This window comes from Photobacterium sp. OFAV2-7, from assembly GCF_022347985.1.
Lineage (GTDB): Bacteria > Pseudomonadota > Gammaproteobacteria > Enterobacterales > Vibrionaceae > Photobacterium.
Map to the genome: position 1 here is coordinate 1 of NZ_JAKRFQ010000019.1, position 21858 is coordinate 21858.

At 50.9% G+C, this 21858-nt stretch carries 18 protein-coding genes, 2 tRNA genes and 1 pseudogene; 3 read left to right on the forward strand and 18 right to left on the reverse strand.

Annotated features, from left to right (window positions below):
* From glgX to MHN01_RS03460, 6 genes are all read right to left on the reverse strand, one after another.
* The coding region (gene glgX / locus MHN01_RS03435) for a glycogen debranching protein GlgX (RefSeq protein ID WP_239410049.1) at window positions 1-1960 on the reverse strand (1960 nt) is incomplete at its 3' end.
* A 170-nt stretch (window positions 1961-2130) separates the two neighbouring features.
* Window positions 2131-3711, reverse strand: coding sequence for a peptide chain release factor 3 (gene prfC, locus MHN01_RS03440; protein ID WP_239410050.1), 1581 nt, complete (start codon window positions 3709-3711; stop codon window positions 2131-2133).
* Between the two features lie 302 nt (window positions 3712-4013).
* Entirely contained in the window at window positions 4014-4460 is a 447-nt protein-coding gene (gene rimI / locus MHN01_RS03445) for a ribosomal protein S18-alanine N-acetyltransferase (protein ID WP_239410051.1), read from the reverse strand.
* The gene (locus tag MHN01_RS03450) at window positions 4450-4851 is read right to left on the reverse strand and encodes a DNA polymerase III subunit psi (protein ID WP_239410052.1); all 402 of its coding nucleotides are present in this window, start codon (window positions 4849-4851) and stop codon (window positions 4450-4452) included. Before MHN01_RS03450 ends, rimI begins: the two co-directional genes overlap by 11 nt.
* Window positions 4852-5002: 151 nt before the next feature.
* A complete protein-coding gene (locus MHN01_RS03455) occupies window positions 5003-5506 on the reverse strand; it encodes a GNAT family N-acetyltransferase (RefSeq protein ID WP_239410053.1) in 504 nt (167 codons plus the stop codon).
* Window positions 5496-6017: an SCP2 domain-containing protein gene (locus tag MHN01_RS03460; RefSeq protein ID WP_239410054.1), complete on the reverse strand. Its 522-nt coding sequence runs from the start codon at window positions 6015-6017 to the stop codon at window positions 5496-5498. The genes MHN01_RS03455 and MHN01_RS03460 overlap by 11 nt, the downstream gene beginning before the upstream one ends.
* 203 nt (window positions 6018-6220) lie before the next feature.
* Here MHN01_RS03460 and MHN01_RS03465 point away from each other — a divergent pair, with 203 nt between their 5' ends.
* The 3 genes from MHN01_RS03465 (at window position 6221) to MHN01_RS03475 (ending at window position 10300) form a co-directional block, all read left to right on the forward strand.
* Complete coding sequence (locus MHN01_RS03465) at window positions 6221-8260, forward strand: EAL domain-containing protein (protein ID WP_239410055.1); 2040 nt, start codon at window positions 6221-6223, stop codon at window positions 8258-8260.
* A gap of 145 nt (window positions 8261-8405) precedes the next feature.
* On the forward strand, window positions 8406-9413 hold the full coding sequence (locus tag MHN01_RS03470) for a peptidase U32 family protein (RefSeq protein ID WP_239410056.1): 1008 nt from the start codon (window positions 8406-8408) through the stop codon (window positions 9411-9413).
* 11 nt (window positions 9414-9424) lie between these two features.
* Window positions 9425-10300, forward strand: a complete 876-nt coding sequence (locus tag MHN01_RS03475) for a U32 family peptidase (RefSeq protein WP_239410057.1) — start codon at window positions 9425-9427, stop codon at window positions 10298-10300.
* A gap of 88 nt (window positions 10301-10388) precedes the next feature.
* Here MHN01_RS03475 and nlpI read toward each other — a convergent pair whose 3' ends face one another.
* The 12 genes and pseudogenes from nlpI to glmM form a co-directional block, all read right to left on the reverse strand.
* Entirely contained in the window at window positions 10389-11288 is a 900-nt protein-coding gene (nlpI, locus tag MHN01_RS03480; RefSeq protein WP_239410058.1) for a lipoprotein NlpI, read from the reverse strand.
* 163 nt (window positions 11289-11451) lie between these two features.
* Window positions 11452-13572, reverse strand: coding sequence for a polyribonucleotide nucleotidyltransferase (gene pnp / locus MHN01_RS03485; RefSeq protein WP_239410059.1), 2121 nt, complete (start codon window positions 13570-13572; stop codon window positions 11452-11454).
* A 339-nt stretch (window positions 13573-13911) separates the two neighbouring features.
* Window positions 13912-14181 (reverse strand): 30S ribosomal protein S15, encoded by a 270-nt coding sequence (gene rpsO, locus MHN01_RS03490; protein ID WP_007464817.1) that lies wholly within the window; start codon window positions 14179-14181, stop codon window positions 13912-13914.
* Between the two features lie 353 nt (window positions 14182-14534).
* Window positions 14535-15479 carry a tRNA pseudouridine(55) synthase TruB gene (gene truB, locus MHN01_RS03495; protein WP_239410060.1) on the reverse strand — a complete coding sequence of 315 codons (945 nt, stop codon included), beginning with the start codon at window positions 15477-15479 and terminating at the stop codon, window positions 14535-14537.
* A gap of 3 nt (window positions 15480-15482) precedes the next feature.
* Window positions 15483-15878, reverse strand: coding sequence for a 30S ribosome-binding factor RbfA (gene rbfA / locus MHN01_RS03500; protein WP_075762519.1), 396 nt, complete (start codon window positions 15876-15878; stop codon window positions 15483-15485).
* Window positions 15879-15977: 99 nt separating this feature from the next.
* Complete coding sequence (gene infB / locus MHN01_RS03505) at window positions 15978-18734, reverse strand: translation initiation factor IF-2 (RefSeq protein ID WP_239410061.1); 2757 nt, start codon at window positions 18732-18734, stop codon at window positions 15978-15980.
* Window positions 18735-18759: 25 nt separating this feature from the next.
* A complete protein-coding gene (nusA, locus tag MHN01_RS03510; RefSeq protein ID WP_239410062.1) occupies window positions 18760-20247 on the reverse strand; it encodes a transcription termination factor NusA in 1488 nt (495 codons plus the stop codon).
* Window positions 20248-20270: 23 nt separating this feature from the next.
* A complete protein-coding gene (rimP, locus tag MHN01_RS03515) occupies window positions 20271-20726 on the reverse strand; it encodes a ribosome maturation factor RimP (RefSeq protein WP_075762522.1) in 456 nt (151 codons plus the stop codon).
* 180 nt (window positions 20727-20906) lie between these two features.
* Window positions 20907-20983 (reverse strand) — tRNA-Met (locus tag MHN01_RS03520).
* Window positions 20984-21039: 56 nt separating this feature from the next.
* Window positions 21040-21124, reverse strand: a tRNA-Leu gene (locus MHN01_RS03525).
* An 11-nt stretch (window positions 21125-21135) separates the two neighbouring features.
* Window positions 21136-21468, reverse strand: coding sequence for a preprotein translocase subunit SecG (gene secG / locus MHN01_RS03530; protein ID WP_239410063.1), 333 nt, complete (start codon window positions 21466-21468; stop codon window positions 21136-21138).
* Window positions 21469-21668: 200 nt separating this feature from the next.
* Window positions 21669-21858 (reverse strand): annotated as a pseudogene (gene glmM, locus MHN01_RS03535) (phosphoglucosamine mutase); the annotation flags it as partial.

Here is a 21858-nt window from a genome sequence, read left to right on the forward strand (position 1 = left end):
TGACCAGCAGGTGCCAATCCCGATCATCGCGATCCGGCAAGGTGAACACCAGCGGGTCCCAGTAGGCATTGCAGATGACATATAGCTCATCCTCGCTAATAGGGTGAATCACGGTTGTTGCCAGCGAGTGAGAATGTTCAGACCAGTCAGGTTTGTGCGGCTGAAGTCCATGCCAGTTGATCCCGACATTCTCGAGCACCGAGCTCAGCGACATATGCATGTTCCATTCAATGGTCGGCTCGGTGCGCCGGATCTGATTCATTAACATCACGAACCTGAGCATATCGGCGTGCTTGTCGACCAGGCGCCAGTCAAACCAGCTGATTTCATTATCCTGGCAATAGGCATTGTTATTGCCCTGCTGGGTACGCCGGACTTCATCCCCCATCGAAATCATCGGTGTTCCCAATGAGAGTAATAGTGTTGCCAGCATATTTTTACACTGACGGTTTCGAAGCGCCTCGACCTCGGCAATATCTGTCGGCCCTTCCACACCATAGTTGTTCGACAGATTATGGTTGTCACCGTCCCGGTTGGCCTCGCCATTATCCCAGTTATGCTTTTCGCTATAGCTGACCAGGTCATTGAGAGTGAAGCCATCATGAGCACAGATAAAATTGACCGAACGATGCGGCGAATGGCGGTTACTGCAGTAGATATCGGGCGATCCCAGAATACGGGAGGCAAACTGGCTGATACTCCCGCTGTCACCGCGCCAGAAGGCCCGCACATCATCACGGTACTTACCGTTCCACTCGTTCCAGCGGTCACCAATGAACGAGCCGACCTGATACAGGCCGGCAGCATCCCAGGCTTCGGCAAAGATCTTGGTACTACTCAGGATAGGATCCGAATCGATTGACCATAACAGGGGCGGCTCTCTCATCGGGTGGCCCTGGCTATCTCGCGCCAGTACCGACGCCAGATCAAAGCGAAAACCGTCTACCCGCATCTCGGTTACCCAGAAATGCAGGGCATCAATAATCATTCGCCGCAGGACACTATGGTTGGCATTGCAGGTATTGCCGCAGCCGCTGTAATTGGCATACTGGCCATTTTTTTTATCAACAATGTAATACGCCCCGTTCTGCAGCCCCTTGAAGCAAAACGTCGGGCCGCTCTCGTCACCTTCTGCCGTATGGTTGAACACAACATCCAGGATCACTTCAATATCGGCCCGGTGTAGCTCCCTGACCAAGGTTTTAAATTCAGTGATCGCGGCAAGCGGATCTTTCTCGACGCTGTAGCCGGCATGAACGGCAAAAAAATTGACCGGACTATAGCCCCAGTAATTTTTCCTTCCCTGCGGCGCATCATCGACATCAAACTGCTGGATAGGCATCAGCTCAACGGCAGTCACCCCGAGCGACTTAAGGTAAGGGATCTTATCGATAACACCGGAAAATGTTCCCCGCCTGGCTTCGTCGACGCCCGACGACGGGTGCTTGGTAAATCCGCCGACATGCATTTCGTAGATCACGGTATCTGTCATTGAATGGCGCGGTGCCTGAGTGCCCTGCCAGTCAAAGGCCCGCTGATCAACTACGACACTTTTCATCCCGCTCGCCATATTCGGCCCGGTGCCAATGGCATTGTCACGACAATAGTGACGCCCGAAGCAAATCGCCTGGCTATAAGGGTCAATCAGTATTTTCTCCTTGTTGAAGCGGAGCCCGGCCTCAGGTTTCCAGGGGCCATCCACCTGAAAGGCATACACCTGACCATGACCGATATTGGCAACAAACAAAAACCAGTAATGCCCCCGCTTGTGCATAACAGGATCAAGCTCAAATGAAAGAAACGGCGCGGTGGCATCCTGACTATCAAACAAGTGCAGTACCACTTGGGTTGCATCTTTGGAATACAGGCTGAAGTTCACGCCCTGCTCTTTGATGGTGGCGCCTAACGGGTAGGGCTCCCCTGGCCATGAGTAAATATCCCTGCCGGTCGAAAATTCCATAGTCCCCATTCCTTCCGTTGTTCTTTCAATACGCAACATGAAGAATACTAGACCGAGAATAAGAGAATAAAAGAGAGGGGGAGCTGATTCGCCAGGAAAGGATAAAAAAAGCCGCCACAACTGTGACGGCCTTAGACTATTGTAGGCAGGCTCTCGCCCTGAAAGCGCGATTAGTGCTCGCGAGTCGCACGGAAGTCGACGTCAGGGAAGCGCTCTTTCGCCAAGTTCAGGTTCACCATGGTTGGCGCGATATAACTTAGGTTATCACCGCCATCGAGTGCCAGGTTCGTCTGGTTCTTGCGCTTGAACTCTTCCAGCTTCTTGGTATCGTTACACTCTACCCAGCGTGCCGTGGCAACATTGACGCTCTCATAAATCGCTTCGACGTTATATTCCGCCTTCAGGCGGGCAACAACCACATCAAACTGCAGCACACCTACCGCGCCCACGATAAGATCGTTGTTCTGCAGCGGACGGAACACCTGCACTGCCCCTTCTTCAGATAGCTGAACCAGGCCTTTTAGCAACTGCTTCTGCTTCAGTGGATCTTTCAGGCGAATACGACGGAACAGCTCCGGTGCAAAGTTCGGGATACCGGCAAACTTGAGGCTTTCACCCTGGGTAAAGGTATCACCGATCTGGATGGTGCCATGGTTATGCAGACCGATAATGTCGCCCGCATAAGCCTTATCCGCACGAGAACGGTCACCGGCCATAAAGGTTACCGCATCCGAAATACTAACGTTCTTGCCGGTACGAACATGATTCATCTTCATGCCCTGGCTGTAGGTACCCGATACGATACGCATGAAGGCAATACGGTCACGGTGTTTCGGATCCATGTTCGCCTGAATTTTGAAGACAAAGCCCGAGAACTTCTCTTCGCTTGCTTCAACGTCACGCTCGTTGGCCTTGCGTGGCATTGGCGTCGGCGCCCATTCAGTCAGGCCGTCCAGCATATGGTCAACACCAAAGTTACCCAGTGCCGTACCGAAGAAGACTGGTGTCAGCTCGCCGCTCAGGAACAGCTCGCGATCGAACTCGTGCGAGGCACCGATCACCAGCTCCAGCTCTTCGCGTAGCTGCTCGGCCAAATCATCGCCAACCGCTTCATCAAGATCCGGGTTATCCAGCCCTTTGATGATACGCGCTTCTTGGATCGTGTGACCCTGGCCTGTCGAGTACAGGATAGTTTCGTCACGGTGAATATGGTAAACACCCTTGAATTCCTTACCACAGCCAATCGGCCATGATACCGGCGCACAGGCCATGTTCAGCTCGGTTTCCACTTCATCCAGCAGTTCCATCGGATCACGGATATCACGGTCAAGTTTGTTCATGAAGGTGACGATCGGCGTATCACGCAGACGGGTAACTTCCATCAGCTTACGGGTACGATCCTCGACACCCTTGGCCGCATCGATCACCATCAGGCAGGAGTCGACCGCGGTTAGGGTACGGTAGGTATCTTCCGAGAAATCTTCGTGTCCCGGGGTATCTAGCAGGTTCACCAGACAATCGTTGTACGGGAACTGCATCACCGAGGTTGTTACCGAGATCCCACGTTCTTTTTCCATTTCCATCCAGTCTGACTTGGCGTGCTGGTTGGAGCCACGGCCCTTGACCGTACCGGCTTTCTGGATCGCGTTTCCGAATAACAATACTTTTTCGGTAATCGTGGTTTTACCCGCATCCGGGTGAGAAATGATCGCAAACGTACGACGTTTGTTCACTTCAGCTAAAAAAGACATAAGCGTTGATAATCCTGTGAGAGATTTCAATAATCGAGCAGCAGCCCATCAAGCGTGAGCTGCCCAGCTCCTAATAAGTAGACCAAGACCTGTCTCGCGGTAAGACCAGGCCAGGTTTCATCATCTGCGAGGCAGAAAACAATAGGTGATTAATTACAGTGAATTACATGTTTGCTTCTATCCTACGCAGCATGGTCATTGACTAGGCGGAGCCTGAAAGATGGCGGAATTATACGCAAACTCCGCAGAAAGAAACAGCAGTAACACGGTGCTGATTCTGGTATCAGGCTCAATGGGGGTGGCTACATGATCGGATAGGTCATGATCAGTGCGTCTTCACGTCCGTTTTCGGCCGGGTAGTAGCCAACCCGACGATTGATCTCATTGAAACCAACCGCTTCGTATAACTGGTAGGCACGGGTATTGCTGGCCCTGACTTCCAGCCAGATTTCCTCGGTATTCATCGCCGAGAGCTGCTCGATAAAGCCTTCCAGCAATATCTTGCCATACCCCTTGCCCTGACAGGCGGGATCTACGGCAATGTTGAGCAATGTCGCCTCGCCCGCCACATTCTGGCCAAAACAGTAACCTACCGTCTGCCCGTCAATCTCAAGGACAAAGTTGGTGGCAATCTTGCCCGGCGCTTTGCGGATCATCGATTCTGCCCAGGGAAACGCATGAGCAGCCTGCTCGATACGCCAGACGTCATCGAGATGGTGAGCAACTAAGGGAACAATTTTATGTGTCATAAGAACAAATCTGCTGCCATAAGGCTTTCTTGCTTGCTGGGTTGGTATGCATTTGTTTCAGTGATACTGATGTCAGCAGCTGACACCCTGCCGGGTGCGCCGCTTGGCATCCGGCCAGCCAGCACCACGTCAAATGATGTTCACGGACCTGGTCCAGCGCCTGGGGCGGAAGTAACAGCGCCTGCTCGGGAGCCAGCTTCATGCTCTTCAGGATCCGGCCAAACAACCAGCGGTCATGCTCATCCAGCGCCTCTGAACAGACAAACAGCAGCTTACAAGTCTCCGGAAGGTCAATCACAGGTACTTGCATATCAGGGAAAAAGGACGGCTTCCTTACCTGCCAGTAAGTCAGGCCCATTTCCTGCAATACCTGTATATCTCTCTGATTCATCGTATTACCATTTTCTGTCTGGTGGCATCACTTCGGCAGGCGATCCTACCAGATCATGTAACGAAATAGAGCCATCGGCATCCGAATATTTTCAGGACCAATAAAAATACCACCCGCAGGTGGTATTTGAAGGGCTCAGAACCTACCAGGCTCAGAGCTCAGAAAATTCCGCACAGTATTCCACCAGCCCGGTCACACCGGCCAGAGAATCCGGAACCAGCTCCAGCACCATGAACGCCTCATCCGGCACCGACCAGCTACAGCGCAACCCGTGTTCAGAGGCTTTGACAAAGCCTGCCTTCGGATAATAGTCGCTGTGGCCCAGCACGACAGTCACCGGGTATCCCAGCTCAGCCAATATGCTCTTAGCCTCTTCCATCAGCGCCTGGCCAATACCTTGTCGCTGGTATTCCGGCTTCACGGCCAGCGGTGCCAGCCCCTGCCAGTTACTATCCTGTCCATCAACCGTGACCGGGCTGAAAAACAGGTGGCCAATCAACTCGCCGTCATCACTGCATGCCACCAAGGACAGAGTCCGGTGACCATTTTCACGCAGCTTCATCACCAGGTTTGCTTCCGCCTCGGTGTCAAATACGGCTTTCAGCAAACTGTCGATAGGAAGAATATCTGCCGGCGCTTCTGTTCTAATGAGCATTAATGACCTCTTTATCAGCAACCATATCCTGCATCCCTTTCTGGATGAAGTCTGCTGACTGCTGCAAAACAAATTTAACCGGGGCCGGAAGCAGCTCAAGATCAATACTGTCCATCAAGTTCTTCACTTCCAGTCCCAACTCGGTATCCCCTTCGATGCGAAGGCGACGCTGGAAGAAGAGTGTATCAGGATCTTCCTTGCGCGCGGCAATTAATACCAAGTCATTACATTCGCCGCTGAAACTGACATCTTCCTGTTCAGCATGCTCCGAGACGACCAACTGCTCATCCTGGTAGCTGATATACCAGCGCAGACCAAGATCTCTGACCTCAACCTTTAACCAGCGATCTTCCAGGAACTCAAAATCACCATCTTCCAGCGCTTCTTTAAACACCATCGCCAGACCATCAAGCATCACTTTTTTCTGAATGGCAAACGGGGTCATCTTGGCTGGCACGCGGATCAGAGCCGGGCCGTATTGCACCATGTGCTTTCGTAGTTGAGCAATCACTGTCTTATTTTTCCTGTCTCTGTCGCAATTATTGACTGATTGTATGGCAATTATGGGGGAGCTTTTCATGCCTTGAGTCAAAAAAAACGCTTCTCTGAACGCAAAGTTTGGAATTACGGCATTATCACAGGTTATAGTACATAGCACTTAATTTACGGCTCCTCCCTGCCGGAGGGCAACGGATACGGATATACGCACCTTCAATGCCGACTGAGCAACTCAACTACTGGTTTCCGCTGCTGACCGATAACAGCCCTTTTCTGTTTGCAGTGCTAGATCCGGATCATAACTACCTGGTCGTCAACAATCGCTATTGTGAAATTAGCGGGCTGGAGCGCGAAGAATTAGTAGGCCAGAATGACAAAGACATTCTGGGTCAGGCATTCTACGACTCCCTGCGTCCCTATTACGAGCGCGCCTTCAATGGCGAATCCGTCGAAGGCGAAGTAGTGCTGAACGACAACCGTCATGATACCAGCATGCATTTCAGCCTGGCACCGCTCAAAGATCAGGTTGGCGATATTCCCTATATCGTGCTGCACTCTGCCGATACCTCTGAGCGCCAGGTTCTGGTCAATTCACTGGCCGAGCTAGAGCACCAGCTCAACCAGCTCAATGAATTAATCACCGACGGCAGTTGCCTGATCGAGGGACAGATTATCATCTCGGCCAACCAGACCGCCGCTGATATGCTGGGTTTTGAGTCCCCACGTGATCTCATCGGCGAAGAGCTGGGACGGCTACTGATAGATAGTAGCAGCCAGCGCATTCTGGGCGAGCAGATCAACCAACTGGGCAAGAACGAGCAACGAAAGTGCCAGACCAGCCCTCGCTGCAGCACCGACAAGGCCCTGCAGATATCATCGTCGGATATCACCCTGCTGGGAGCCCCGGCAAAACTTATTCTGCTACAGGACACCTCCGAGCGAGCAGCCCAACAGGGCCAGGTTGAACAGCTTGTCCAAATCGACCCGCTCACCGGGCTCTATAACCGCCACGGTTTCAGCCGTCGGCTGGAGCAGTTGATCAACAACGAATCCCCGCTGGTGATGCTGTACCTTGATCTTGATAACTTTAAAAACATCAATGATTCGCTTGGCCACCACATCGGCGACCGGGTACTGCAGGAGATCTCCCTGCGCCTGCGCCGCCTGCTGCCGGATACCGCGATTATCGGCCACCTGAGCGGCGACGAGTTTGCCATCATCCTGCAGGAACCCGAGCATGACCGCAGCGGCGAGCTGATTTCACAGCAGATCATCGCCCTGATCAACCAGCCCTTTGACCTGCACCATTTCAGCAAGCATCTGGCCTGTTCGATAGGCATGGTAACCTACCCGGGCGACGGTAACGATGCCCGTATTCTGTTGCAAAATGCCGATACCGCGATGTACGAGGCCAAGAACCGTGGTCGCAACCGTCTGGTCAAGTTCAGCGAGGAAATGAACAAAGAAGCCCGGATGCAACTATGGCTGGAAATCGAGTTGCAAAAAGCACTGCAACAAAATGGGCTTGAGGTCTGGTACCAACCTAAGGTCAATGCCAAGGATTATGCCATCGACGGTGCTGAAGCCCTGGTACGCTGGAAGCACCCGGTAGAAGGCTATATCAGTCCGGCTCAGTTTATTCCGGTCGCAGAACGCTCCGGCATGATTGAGCAGCTTGGCCAGGTCGTGATAAGGGAAGTTTTCACCACGGTACGAAAATGGAAGCAGCAGGGTCTGCTATCCGGACGGGTGGCCATCAACCTGTCCCCGCAGCAATTTGGCAACCCGAACCTAATCAGCTTTGTTGAGAAACTAAAGAAAGCGACCGGAGTCAATCCCAATGACATTACGTTCGAGCTCACCGAAAGTGCGGTGATGAGCGACGGTGAGCATACTATCCAGATGCTCAATGCCATCAAGAAGCAGGGCTTTGCCCTCTCGATAGATGACTTCGGTACCGGCTACTCTTCCCTGTCCTATCTGGCGCGCTTCCCGCTCGACGAGCTGAAGATCGACCGGGCGTTTATCAAAGATATCGAGACCATCCCCAAGCAGGTCACGCTCATCGAGAACATTATCAACCTCGGAAAGGCGCTGAGTATGAGTATTGTCGCGGAAGGGGTCGAAACCCGCCAGCAGGCGACCTTGCTGTCGAACCTCAATTGCGACTATATCCAGGGGTTCCATTTTTACAAGCCGCTACCGAAAAATGAGCTGGACGCCATTTTGCTCAAGCACAGCCGCCACAAAGACTAGAGCTACTACCACTTTATAGCTATAAAAGCTAGAGAAAAAAGTTGTCCTAAATCAACAAAACCTGCCTGACATCAAAACAAGAGGGCACTAAGCCCCCTACTATTTGCTCCATCACTTTTATTCCCACACTGGTAGAAATAATAATATGGAGCTACTTTGCCCCGCCGGTAACCTTCCGGCGCTGAAAACTGCCATTGATAACGGTGCGGACGCCGTGTACATCGGCTTTAAGGATGACACCAATGCCCGCCATTTTGCAGGTCTAAACTTTACAGGCAGAAAACTTGAGAAAGCGGTGCAGTATGTGAAAGATCACAACCGCAAGCTGCATGTTGCACTGAACACCTTTGCCCACCCGGACGGTTTCGAACGCTGGAAAAATGCCGTCGACAATGCCGCCGCGATGGGGGTGGATGCCCTGATTGTGGCAGATATTGCGGTACTGGATTATGCTGCAACCACCTACCCGGACCTTGAGCTGCACCTCTCGGTACAGGCATCGGCAACCAATACTGCCGCGATCGATTTTTACCAGCAGAACTTCAACGTCAAGCGTGTCGTGCTGCCCCGCGTGCTGTCGATCCATCAGGTCAAACAGCTAGCCCGCAACACCGATATGCAGCTTGAAGTGTTTGCCTTCGGTAGCCTCTGCATCATGTCTGAAGGGCGCTGTTACCTATCCTCTTACATGACCGGCGAGTCGCCGAATACCGTCGGTGCCTGCTCGCCGGCGAAATTTGTCCGCTGGCAAGAAACCCCGCAAGGGCTGGAGTCCCGCCTCAACGACGTGTTGATCGACCGTTACGAAGCAGGTGAGAACGCCGGCTACCCTACCTTGTGCAAGGGACGCTTCGAAGTGGATTTCGAGGGCGAAAGCAGACGCTATCACGCGCTGGAAGAGCCAACCAGCCTCAATACCCTGGAAATCCTGCCAGAACTGTTCAAAGCCAATATTGCCTCGGTGAAGATTGAAGGCCGCCAACGCAGTCCTGCCTATGTCGAGCAGGTAACCCGTACCTGGCGCGCGGCTATCGATCGCTATCTGGCTGATCCGGAAGGCTACAGCGTCGATCCGGCATGGAACGCCTGTCTGGGCAATGTGTCCGAAGGCAAACAGACGACCCTCGGCGCATATCACCGCAAGTGGCAATAAAGGAAAACACGATGAAATATTCACTAGGCCCGCTCCTTTACTTCTGGTCAAAGCCAGATGTCGAGAGCTTCTACCAGCAGGTCAAAGAAGCCAACACCGATATTGTCTACCTGGGTGAGACAGTCTGCTCCAAGCGTCGTGAGATGCGCCCAGCCCATTGGCTCGATATCGCCAAGGATATCTCGGCCACGGGCAAGCAGGTCGTGCTGTCGACCATGGCACTGCTGGAGGCGCCAAGCGAGGTCAATGTAATGAAAAAGTACGTTGATAACGGCGACTTTATCATCGAGGCCAACGATGTCTCCGCCATTCAAATGGCGCACGAGAAAGGCATACCGTTTGTCGTGGGGCCGGCAATCAACTGCTACAGTGCCCAGACCCTGAACCTGTTCCTGAAAAAAGGCATGGTTCGCTGGTGCATGCCTGTCGAGCTGTCCCGTGACTGGCTCCAGAATGTGGTTAACGAGTGCGAGAAAATGGGCATTCGCGATCAGTTCGAGACCGAGGTTTTCAGCTACGGCTACCTGCCATTGGCCTACTCGGCCCGTTGCTTTACCGCCCGTGCCGAGGACCGCGCCAAGGACGATTGCGAAACCTGCTGCATCAAGTATCCGAACGGGATCACCGTCAACAGTCAGGAATCGCAGAAGGTCTTTACCCTCAACGGTATCCAGACTCAGTCAGGCTACTGCTATAACCTGCTCAACGATCTCAAGAGCATGGATAACTTGGTCGATGTGGTCCGTATCAGCCCGCTAGGCAACGAGACCCTGCCGCTGATTGACACCTTCCGCAACAATGAGCAAGGCGCCACACATCACAAGCTGGCAGGCGGCCACCAGTGCAACGGTTACTGGCATAACCTGGCCGGGCTCGATATCGCATAACACCCTGGCCGTGATAACCCGATAAAAAAAGCCGCGTCAGTCGCGGCTTTTCTTTGTGTTCTTCGTCTCTACCGAGCTTTGTCTCTGCTTAGCTTTCACCAGCTTCAACCGGCTGCGCTACGCTCGCTTCAGCCATCAGGCGGCTTATCTCCAGCAGCGAGAAGCGGTGTTCGACAAACTCGTAAACATTACCGGCAAGCGCCAGCTTATACAGCATCAACGCCGACTGGAAATCATTGTTGTAATGATAGAGCTTGGCCATGTAAAAATACGCTTCGGTCAGGTGATGGGCCAGCATATCATTATCTTCACTTTCGGCAGTGATCTGGGCAAGCAGCTCGCTTTCAGTGAGCTCGCCGACATACATCCTGACGATTTGCCATCCCCACTCTTCTTTGTCGCTGACATCATAACGGCGTTTTAGCTTATCTTTGGCCGTTTCTGGTTCTCGCTCCAAGTCTACGAGATACAGCCAGATCACCCGGTAAGGATCGTTAACATTCTGCTGATAATGCGCAATAAGATCTTCATGGGCCAGCTCATAGCGACCGCCGTAGTACAAGGCGATTCCACGGTTGCGCTGGGCAAACGGGTGGCCAATGTTTAACTCGAGCGTAGAGTCGAACGCCTCATAGGCCGCATCAAAGTGCGCGCTCTGAGTGAAATACACACCCAGAATGTTGAAGACATCAGGTTGATCAGGCTTGAGTGACAGCGACTGGTTGAAATCCAGACGGGCAAGGTCACGCAAACCAATACTGTCATGCAGCAACCCGCGCTCGTAGTAGACCTGTGCCAGGGTATCATCATTAAGATCGTTGCGTTTAAGTAACTGATCAATACGAGCCAGCTGGATCTGCTGTTGAATCGTTGGCTGGAACGGTACCGCCAATGGCGGATTGGTCCAGTTTGACTGAGGGGCTGCCGTACAGCCAGCCAACACCATAATCATCGCAACGCATGCGATTGTTAACCTGTTTGCAATCAATGCAATTCTCCCTGAGGTGAAACTGACGAGCCTTCTTACTAGCTTATACCATCAGTACAAATAAGGCGGCTATCATTCGAGCTCTGATACACACCTAAGTAACTCATGAGTATAAAAAAGGGGCTGAATAGCCCCCTTTATAACATGCTTTTAGAAGAAAGACTTAAGCTTCTGGCTTTTCGTCTTGTGCTGCTGGCGCTTGCTCAGCGGCTGCTTCTTTCATGCTTAGACGGATACGGCCCTGACGGTCGATTTCAAGAACCTTAACCTTCACTTCCTGACCCATCTCTAGGTGATCGGCAACCTTCTCGATACGCTCCTGAGCGATTTGAGAAATGTGTACCAGACCTTCCTTCGTACCGATAACAGAGACAAACGCACCGAAATCAACGATACGCATAACCTTACCAGTATAGATACGACCAACTTCAACGTCGGCAGTGATTTCTTCGATGCGACGGATTGCTTCTTTCGCAGCAGTCCCTTCAGTCGCAGCAATCTTCACTGTACCGTCATCTTCGATTTCAATCGTAGTACCAGTCTCTTCAGTTAGCTGACGGATAACCGCACCGCCTTTACCGATAACGTCTTTGATCTTTTCTGGGTTGATCTTCATGGTGTGGATACGAGGAGCAAACTCAGAGATATCCTCACGGTGCGTGCCGATTGCATCATCCATCACGCTCAGGATGTGCTTACGCGCACCTTTCGCCTGGTTTAGAGCGATCTGCATGATTTCTTTGGTGATACCTTCAATCTTGATATCCATCTGCAGCGCTGTGATACCGTCGTCAGTACCTGCTACTTTAAAGTCCATATCACCAAGGTGGTCTTCGTCACCCAGGATGTCAGAAAGAACAACGAAATCATCGCCTTCTTTCACAAGACCCATTGCGATACCAGCAACAGATGCTTTGATTGGCACACCAGCATCCATAAGAGCCAGAGACGTACCACAAACAGACGCCATTGAAGATGAACCGTTTGATTCAGTGATCTCAGAAACCACACGTACTGTGTACGGGAATTCTTCAACAGATGGCATTACCGCAGCAATACCACGCTTAGCCAGCTTACCGTGACCAATTTCACGACGCTTCGGCGAGCCTACAAAACCCGTTTCACCAACACAGTATGGAGGGAAGTTGTAGTGTAGAAGGAAGTGATCTTTCTTCTCGCCAGTTAGGCCATCGATGATTTGCGCATCACGCTGGGTACCCAGTGTCGCAGTAACCAGTGCCTGAGTTTCACCACGTGTGAACAGAGATGAACCGTGAGTACGAGGAAGTACACCAGTACGTACATCCAGTGCACGAACCATGTCTTTTTCACGGCCGTCAATACGCGGGTTGCCGGCAATAATGCGGCTACGTACTACGTTCTTCTCAAGAGAGCTCAGCATGTCGCGAATTTCGCGCTCTTCCAGTGTCTCGTCTTCTGCAAGCAGAGCTTCAACAACGTCATTCTTGATCGCGCCAACTTGCTCGTAGCGAGCCATTTTTTCAGTAATCTGGTACGCCTCAGACAGACGTGCTTCTGCTTTCTCGGCAACACGAGCTTTTAGCTCAGTGTTGACTTCAGGTGCAGTCCAATCCCATGCGGGCGTAGCAACTTCTGCCGCGAACTCGTTGATGGCATTGATTACAGTTTGCTGCTGGTCATGACCAAATACTACAGCTTGTAGCATCTGCTCTTCAGATAGACGGTCAGCTTCTGATTCAACCATCAGAACCGCGCCCTCCGTACCGGCAACAACAAGATCTAGACGGCTTTCTTCAAGTTCAGTATTGCTTGGGTTAAGAACGAACTGATCGTTAATGTAACCAACACGTGCAGCACCGATAGGACCATTGAATGGAATACCAGAGATAGCAAGTGCCGCAGACGTACCAATCATAGTAACGATATCTGGGTTTACATCTGGGTTTACAGAAACAACAGTCGCAATAACCTGTACTTCGTTTTTGAAATCATCTGGGAATAGCGGACGGATTGGACGGTCAATCAAACGTGCAGTCAGCGTTTCGCCTTCAGATGGACGACCTTCACGCTTGAAGAAACCACCTGGGATTTTACCTGCCGCGTAAGTACGCTCTTGGTAGTTAACAGTTAGTGGGAAGAAGTCCTGGCCTTCAACCGCTGTTTTTTTACCAACTACAGATACAAACACAGATGTGTCATCCATGCTTACCATAACAGCAGCTGTTGCCTGACGTGCAATAACACCAGTCTCAAGAGTAACCGTGTGGTTACCGTACTGGAAAGTCTTTACGATAGGATTCACGTGAATTTCCTTAAATTTATTCCGCTTCTTATTTGCGTCGTTAAGTATATCTGACACAAGGAAAAGCGTCATGTGATGAAAGACACTTTACGGTGATTTCACGTATCGCGACTAATGATAATTCTCTATGGCTAGAAGAACTGTCATTAGCCGCGACCTGAAGGTCGACGAAAACGACTCGCGAACTCACGATGTAAAATATCAGTGACGGTTCATCAATCGACTCGCTACAAAATCATTCAATCAGCAGTAATGGTGCAAGTGTCGGATGAGGCGGTAGAGAGGACGACAATGAACATAAAAAGAAAGGAGCCGTAAGGCTCCTTTCTCAAAGCAATCTTAGCGACGTAGGCCTAGACGCTTGATTAGGTCTTGGTAGCGATCTAGGTTCTTACCTTTTAGGTAGTCTAGAAGCTTACGACGACGAGAAACCATACGTAGCAGACCGCGACGGCTGTGGTGGTCGTGTTTGTGGTTAGCAAAGTGACCTTGAAGGTGGTTGATTTGTGCTGTTAGCAGTGCAACCTGAACTTCAGGAGAACCAGTGTCGTTTGCGCCTTGCGCGTATTCAGCAACGATTGCTGCTTTAGTTTCTGCATTCAGAGACATAACTCATTCCTAATACAAAGTGTTTCTAAATTTGTGCCAGCCAATCTCTGATTCAGCCGACACCCGAGCCGCGAATTATACGTGTAGCCCTGCATGACTACAAGGAAAGATTCAAATAAGTGGCGTAAGTGGCGAGTTTCGGGTTTATAGTAGCGAGATGCGAGGAGAGTCAAGTCCTGGGTCCTGGGTCCTGGGTCCTGGGTCCTGCTGGTAGATATGAAAGAGCAGAATATTCTTATCAAATATTCTGCTCTTAAATACAAAACCTCAAGGAAGCTTTTTTCCTAGGACCTAGCTACCTAGAACCCGCTCTTTCCGCTTTTTCTAGGAACTAGCTTCCAGGTTCTCGTCCCTTAATCCTGCTTATTCGCCATCACACGCTTCGGCGCCAGCATACCATCTTCGTCGATAACACCGACGCCGATAAACTCACGCTGTTCGCCAACCGTAATGCGAACCAGGGTACCCGTTTCGGGAACACGGCCAGCCTGCACCGGATTACCGTTGAGGATATACACCGCCAGAGCAGGCAATATATTTACTTCCGGCAAGTCCTGTACTGCACTGTCAGTCGGCAACAGCAGCGGATCAAGCAGCTCGCTTGGTGCAACGTCCTGCTCCTTGGCCTGATCCAGTAATGCCTGTAGCTGCTCCAATGTCACGATGCGATCCATCGGATAGTTGGACACCCCAGTACGACGAAGATAGGTCACATGAGCACCGCAACCGAGCATCTCGCCCAGATCGTCAACAATCGTACGGATGTAGGTCCCTTTCGAGACATGCAATTCCATCTCTACTTCATTGTTGTCGAAACGGAGAAGCTCGACAGAATACACGGTGATCTTGCGAGACTCACGAGGCACCTCGATCCCTTCGCGGGCGTATTCATACAGCTTACGCCCCTGGTATTTCAGGGCCGAGTACATCGATGGAATTTGATCGGTTGTACCGCGGAACTTGGCAATACAGCGCTCAAGCTGCCCACGGTCGACTTTCACCTCACGGGTCTGAACGACTTCACCATCAGAATCCGAGGTATCAGTACGTTCACCTAACTTGGCCACAACGCGATAGCGCTTGTCCGAGTCGAGCAAGAACTGGGAAAACTTCGTCGCTTCACCAAAGCAGATTGGCAGCATACCGGTTGCCAATGGATCAAGTGCCCCGGTATGGCCCGCTTTCTGCGCGAAAAAGATACGCTTTACTTTCTGCAGCGTATCGTTCGAGCTAAGTCCGGTTGGTTTGTCGAGGAGGATAACCCCGTCGACCGGACGCCCCTTACGACGACGTGCCATGGATTACTCCTCGCCTTCTTCAGCATCATCACCACGACGATCTTCATCATCACGGACGGCTTTGCTGACCAGGTTAGAAATACGCATACCTTCGGTCAGTGACTTGTCGAAGATGAAGTTAAGCTCAGGGGTAACGCGCAGACGGATCTGCTTGCCCAGTAGCGAGCGGATATAAGGAGCCAGTTCGCGTAGTGCTTCCAGGCTGTCCTCAGGCGTTTGCTCACCCACGGTCAAAAATGTCACGTACACTTTTGCGTAACCCATATCGCGTGATACATCGACACTTGAGATGGTTGCCATTGCGATGCGCGGATCTTTGATTTCGCGCTGCAGGATCACCGCCAGCTCTTTTTGCAGCTGCTGTGCAACTCGCTGGGTACGGCTGAATTCTTTTGCCATATTCGTTTTCTCTCTCTAAGAATTTAGCTCTTGAAAGAATGGGGAGCCGAAGCTCCCCATAAGATTAGTTGTTATAAAACAGCTTGTTGTCTTGAATAATTAGTCAAGAGTACGCTGAATTTCAACAATTTCGTAAACTTCGATCTGGTCACCAACGCGAACATCATTGTAGTTCTTAACGCCGATACCACACTCGTAGCCGTTCTTAACTTCGTTCACATCATCTTTGAAGCGACGTAGCGACTCTAGCTCACCTTCGTAGATTACAACATTATCACGTAGAACACGGATAGGGTTGTTACGCTTGATGGTACCTTCAGTAACCATACAACCAGCGATTGCGCCAATCTTAGGTGACTTGAACACGTCACGTACTTCAGCAAGACCAATGATTTCCTGCTTGAACTCAGGTGACAGCATACCACCCATCGCTGCTTTCACTTCGTCAATAAGCTGGTAGATGATTGAGTAGTAGCGCAGATCCAGGTTCTCTGTCTCGATAGTACGACGCGCAGATGCATCAGCACGAACGTTGAAGCCAAGGATGATAGCATTCGATGCCGCAGCCAGTACTGCATCAGTTTCCGTGATACCACCAACACCAGAACCAACGATGTTCACTTTCACTTCTTCGGTAGACAGCTTACGTAGTGAGTCGGCGATTGCTTCAACAGAGCCCTGTACGTCAGCTTTCAGTACTACGTTCAGTTCAGCAACTTCACCGGCAGCCATGTTAGAGAACATGTTTTCCAGTTTCGCTTTCTGCTGGCGAGCCAGTTTAACATCACGGAATTTACCCTGACGGTACAGAGCAACTTCACGTGCTTTACGCTCGTCACGAACAACTGTCGCTTCGTCACCTGAAGACGGCACACCAGAAAGACCTAGGATCTCTACTGGGATAGAAGGACCGGCAGACTCGATTTCTTTACCCAGCTCGTCGCGCATTGCACGAACACGGCCATGCTCAAGACCACAAAGAACGATATCGCCCTTGCGTAGCGTACCTTCCTGAACCAGAACAGTAGCAACAGGACCACGGCCCTTATCAAGACGTGATTCAACAACCACACCTTTCGCCATGCCTTCTTCAACAGCTGTTAGCTCAAGAACTTCTGACTGAAGCAGGATAGCTTCAAGCAGACCATCAATGTTAGTACCTTGCTTCGCAGAGATGTGAACAAACATGTTCTCACCGCCCCACTCTTCAGGGATAACATCGTACTGCGCCAGCTCGTTCTTCACGTTGTCTGGGTTCGCATCTTCTTTATCAATCTTGTTTACCGCAACAATCAGAGGAACCTCTGCCGCTTTCGCGTGCTGGATCGCTTCAATTGTCTGTGGCATTACACCATCGTCCGCTGCAACAACCAGAACAACGATATCAGTTGCCTGAGCACCACGAGCACGCATCGCTGTAAACGCGGCGTGTCCAGGAGTATCCAGGAAGGTGATCATACCGTTCTCGGTTTCAACATGGTAAGCACCGATGTGCTGGGTAATACCACCCGCCTCACCTGAAGCAACGTGTGCTTTACGGATGTAGTCAAGGGTAGAAGTCTTACCGTGGTCAACGTGACCCATGATAGTAACAACTGGCGCACGTGGTACAACAGCCAGGTTCTCGTCACGATCAGACAGTACCGCTTCTTCCAGCTCATTCTCTTTGCGAAGAATGACTTTGTGGCCCATTTCTTCGGCAACAAGTGCTGCTGTTTCCTGGTCAATAACCTGGTTGATAGTCGCCATCGCGCCCATCTTCATCATCACTTTGATAACTTCAACGCCTTTAACAGACATCTTGTTAGCAAGCTCAGAAACAACAATTGTTTCGCCAATTACAACATCCTGCTTGGCAACAGTGGCTGTTTTATCGAAGCCATGCTGCATTGAGGTAGGCTTGGCCATCTGCTTCTTGCCGCGACCACGCTGGTTACGACCGCCACGGCCGGCACCGCGCTCATCCGTCTTGGCACCTGCTTTTTTCTTCTTACGACGACGACCGCCTTCTTCTTTGCGATCTTGCTCATCTTCAGCCGCACGTGCGTAGCTAGACGTCGTCGTGTGGTAATCTGATTTTTCCATACTTGCTGTTGCCTGATCAGGTTTTGACCAGCTCTTCTCGTTTTGTTCTGCCATCTTGCGTGCCTCTTCTAGCTGGCGCTGACTCTCTTCTTCGGCTTTACGCTTGGCTTCCTCTTCCCTGCGACGTTGTAGCGCCTCAGCTTCTTTCTTAGCCTGTTCATCAGCGGCGGCGCGCTTAGCTTTCTCTTCAGCTAAACGCTTATCCTCAGCGTCACGTTCCAGCTTGTCCTCAGCGTCACGATTGGCCTTCTGTTCTGCTTCTTGCTTAGCTTTCTCTTCAGCTAAGCGCTTTTCTTCAGCGGCACGCTTAGCTGTTTCTTCAGCCTCACGTTTCGCCTGCTCTTCTGCTTCACGCTTGGCAGCTTCTTCGGCTACGCGCTTAGCGGCTTCTTCAGCTTCACGCTGAGCCGCTTCTTCAGCTTGGCGTTTCGCTTCTTCAGCTACGCGCTGCTCTTCTTCAAGGGCAGAACGTTTTACATAGGTGCGCTTTTTGCGCACCTCTACCTGAACACTTTTATTCTTGCCGCCAGAGCCCGAGACACTCAGAGTGCTTCGGGTCTTGCGCTGCAGAGTAAGGCGTGTAGGAGCCTCGCCAGTAGTGCTATCGCCACCATGTTCTTTCTTAAGGTGGGACAACAACGACTGCTTTTCTTGTTGGCTTACGCTTTCTTCAGCTTTCTTGCTGATACCAGCATCGGCAAACTGTTGAAGCAAACGATCAATCGGAGTACCAATTTCCTCGGCTAATGCTTTAACTGTAACCTCTGACATGCTGCTCCTCCCTTGCTTTTTAAAATTACGCTTCGTCGCTGAACCAGCAAATATTACGCGCGGCCATAATTAGCTCGCCCGCTTTAGCTTCGTCCATACCTTCGATGTCGGTCAGGTCATCAGTGCCCTGATCCGCCAGGTCTTCAAGCGTGCCTACACCTTTCGCAGCCAGTTTGAACGCCATTTCGCGCTCAAGGCCGTCAAGACCAAGCAGGTCGTCAGCGGGTTCAACACCTTCAAAAGACTCTTCTTGAGCAAGAGCAAGCGTTGTCAGTGCTTCTTTAGCACGGCTACGAAGTTCATCGACCATGTCTTCATCAAGACCGTCAACAGCCAATAGCTCGTTAACTGGTACGTAAGCGATTTCTTCAAGTGTGGTAAAGCCTTCTTCAACCAATACAGTTGCGAAGTCTTCATCAATATCAAGATGCTTGGTGAACACCTCGATAGATTCCTGTGCTTCTTCCTGATGCTTCTTCTGCAGATCTTCTACAGTCATCACATTCAGTTCCCAACCAGTCAGCTGAGATGCCAGACGCACGTTCTGGCCACTACGGCCGATTGCCTGAGCAAGGTTGTCCTTCTCAACAGCAATATCCATAGTGTGATTGTCTTCATCTACGATGATCGAGCTAACTTCTGCCGGTGCCATCGCGTTGATAACGAACTGTGCTGGGTTCTCATCCCAAAGCACGATGTCGATACGCTCACCGCCCAGTTCACCAGATACAGCCTGGACACGGGCACCACGCATACCAACACAGGCGCCAACAGGGTCGATGCGCTTGTCGTTAGTTTTTACTGCAATCTTGGCACGAGAACCTGGATCGCGAGCCGCACCCATCAGTTCGATAAGCTCTTCGCCGATTTCCGGTACTTCGATACGGAACAGCTCAGATAGCATATCAGGCTTAGAACGAGTCATGAACAACTGGAAACCACGCGCTTCAGGGCGAACAGCATACAGCAGACCACGCACACGGTCACCCGGACGGAAGTTTTCACGCGGTAGCTGATCGTCACGCTGGATAACCGCTTCAGCGTTATTGCCCAGGTCAATGATAACAGCATCACGGTTTACTTTTTTGACAACACCAGTGATTAGCTCACCTTCGTTATCAATAAACTGCTCTACAATTTGCGCACGCTCTGCTTCACGTACTTTCTGTACGATAACCTGCTTCGCGGTTTGCGTTGTGATACGGTCGAAAGTAACAGACTCGATCTCGTCTTCCACGTAACCGTCAAGCTCGATGCTCTCGTCTTCGAACTTCGCCGCTTCCAGGGTGATTTCAAGCGTCGGCTGAGTCACTTCCTCGACAGCTTTCCAGCGACGGAAAGTTTCAAACTCACCCGTTTTACGATCGATAGCAACACGCACGTCGATTTCTGCTTCGTGCTTTTTCTTTGTCGCTGTTGCCAGTGCGATCTCAAGAGCTTCGAAGATACGCTCACGAGGAACAGCTTTTTCGTTGGATACCGCTTCAACGACAGCCAAGATTTCTTTGTTCATTTCTAATGCCCCAATTTTAGCGGTTAGAATTTTGGAACCAGATTGGCTTTGGAAATATTGCTCAGCGCAAATGTTTCTTCATTGCCATCAACTTTTAAAGTGACTAGCTCGCCTTCAACAGCAATGATGTCACCCTTCCATTTACGACGATTATCCATCGCCATTTTTAATACCAAGCTGACCTCGTGGCCAATAAATTGCTGGTAATGTGCAGCCTTGAATAGCGGCCTTTCCAGACCAGGGGAAGAGACCTCCAGGTTGTAAGCCACAGTAATTGGATCTTCTACATCCATTACCGCGCTGATTTGGCGGCTAACTTCGGCACAGTCATCAACCGTAATGCCGTTTTCATGATCGATGAAAACACGCAACGTCGAGTGCTCGCCTGCACGGATAAATTCCAAACCGACTAATTCATAGCCCAAAGCCGTTACCGGCGCTTCAAGCAGTTCGGTTAATTGCATCTCTAAAGCTGTCAAAACAACCCCCTGGAAACAAAAAAAGGGCACTAAAGCCCAGTAGATACCTGAATGGTCATTTTTCAGATAATAAAAAACCCCGAATTACGGGGTTTTTTATCACTGGACCCTGATTGCCACAGCCTTGGCTATGACAGAAAAAACATACTTCCTTAATAGGATAGTCGTTTTTTCGGAAAGTGGTTGCGGGGGCTGGATTTGAACCAACGACCTTCGGGTTATGAGCCCGACGAGCTACCAAGCTGCTCCACCCCGCGTCCGTAATCTGAGGCGATTATATCGCTCAGATGTTGCCCTTTCAAGCAACGAATAATGGTGCCGAGAAGGGGACTTGAACCCCTACACCTTGCGGCACTAGCACCTCATGCTAGCGTGTCTACCAATTTCACCATCTCGGCTAAATCTTTAATTACTGAGGAATATCACTGTTTGCAGGAACATTCTCAGTTTTTTCTACAACTTGCTCAGTCGCTGGAGCACTTAGGTCTTCCCAGCCACTTGTTTCCTGCGCTTGCTTAGCACTGATGTTGCCAAGAACAAGACTAATCGCAAAGAAAACAGTTGCACAAACTGCAGTCATTCGGGTCAGAAAATTTCCAGAGCCGCTAGCGCCGAACAATGTTCCTGAAGCGCCAGCCCCAAATGAGGCTCCCATATCTGCGCCTTTACCTTGCTGAACCAAAACTAGGCCGATAACACCAAGCGCAGCCAACAGATAAATCACAAGTAGAATTTCGTACATGGGTTCCACCTATGGTTAAATTGTTGTGCCGGCTTTGCTAAAGCAGTGCCAGCGCACCCCTTCAATCAAGGAGCGAATGCATACTAGCGAAAGCCTAAACCTGTGACAAGTAAAATTTCAACAAAAAGCTATATCAGTGAATCACTTGACCAAGTTTTAAACAAAGCCGACGATAAAATCACCGTTTCCGGCGAATCCAATTAGCAGTTATCTTTTACTGCCTGAGCAATAGCTAATGCAGATTCTTTAACTAAATCAGCATCTTCGCCTTCAACCATCACACGAATTAACGGCTCGGTGCCCGATTTGCGCAATAATACCCGGCCGCTATCACCCAGTTTAGCCTCAACCGCCGCCTGTGCCGACAATACCGCATCTGATTCCAACGGA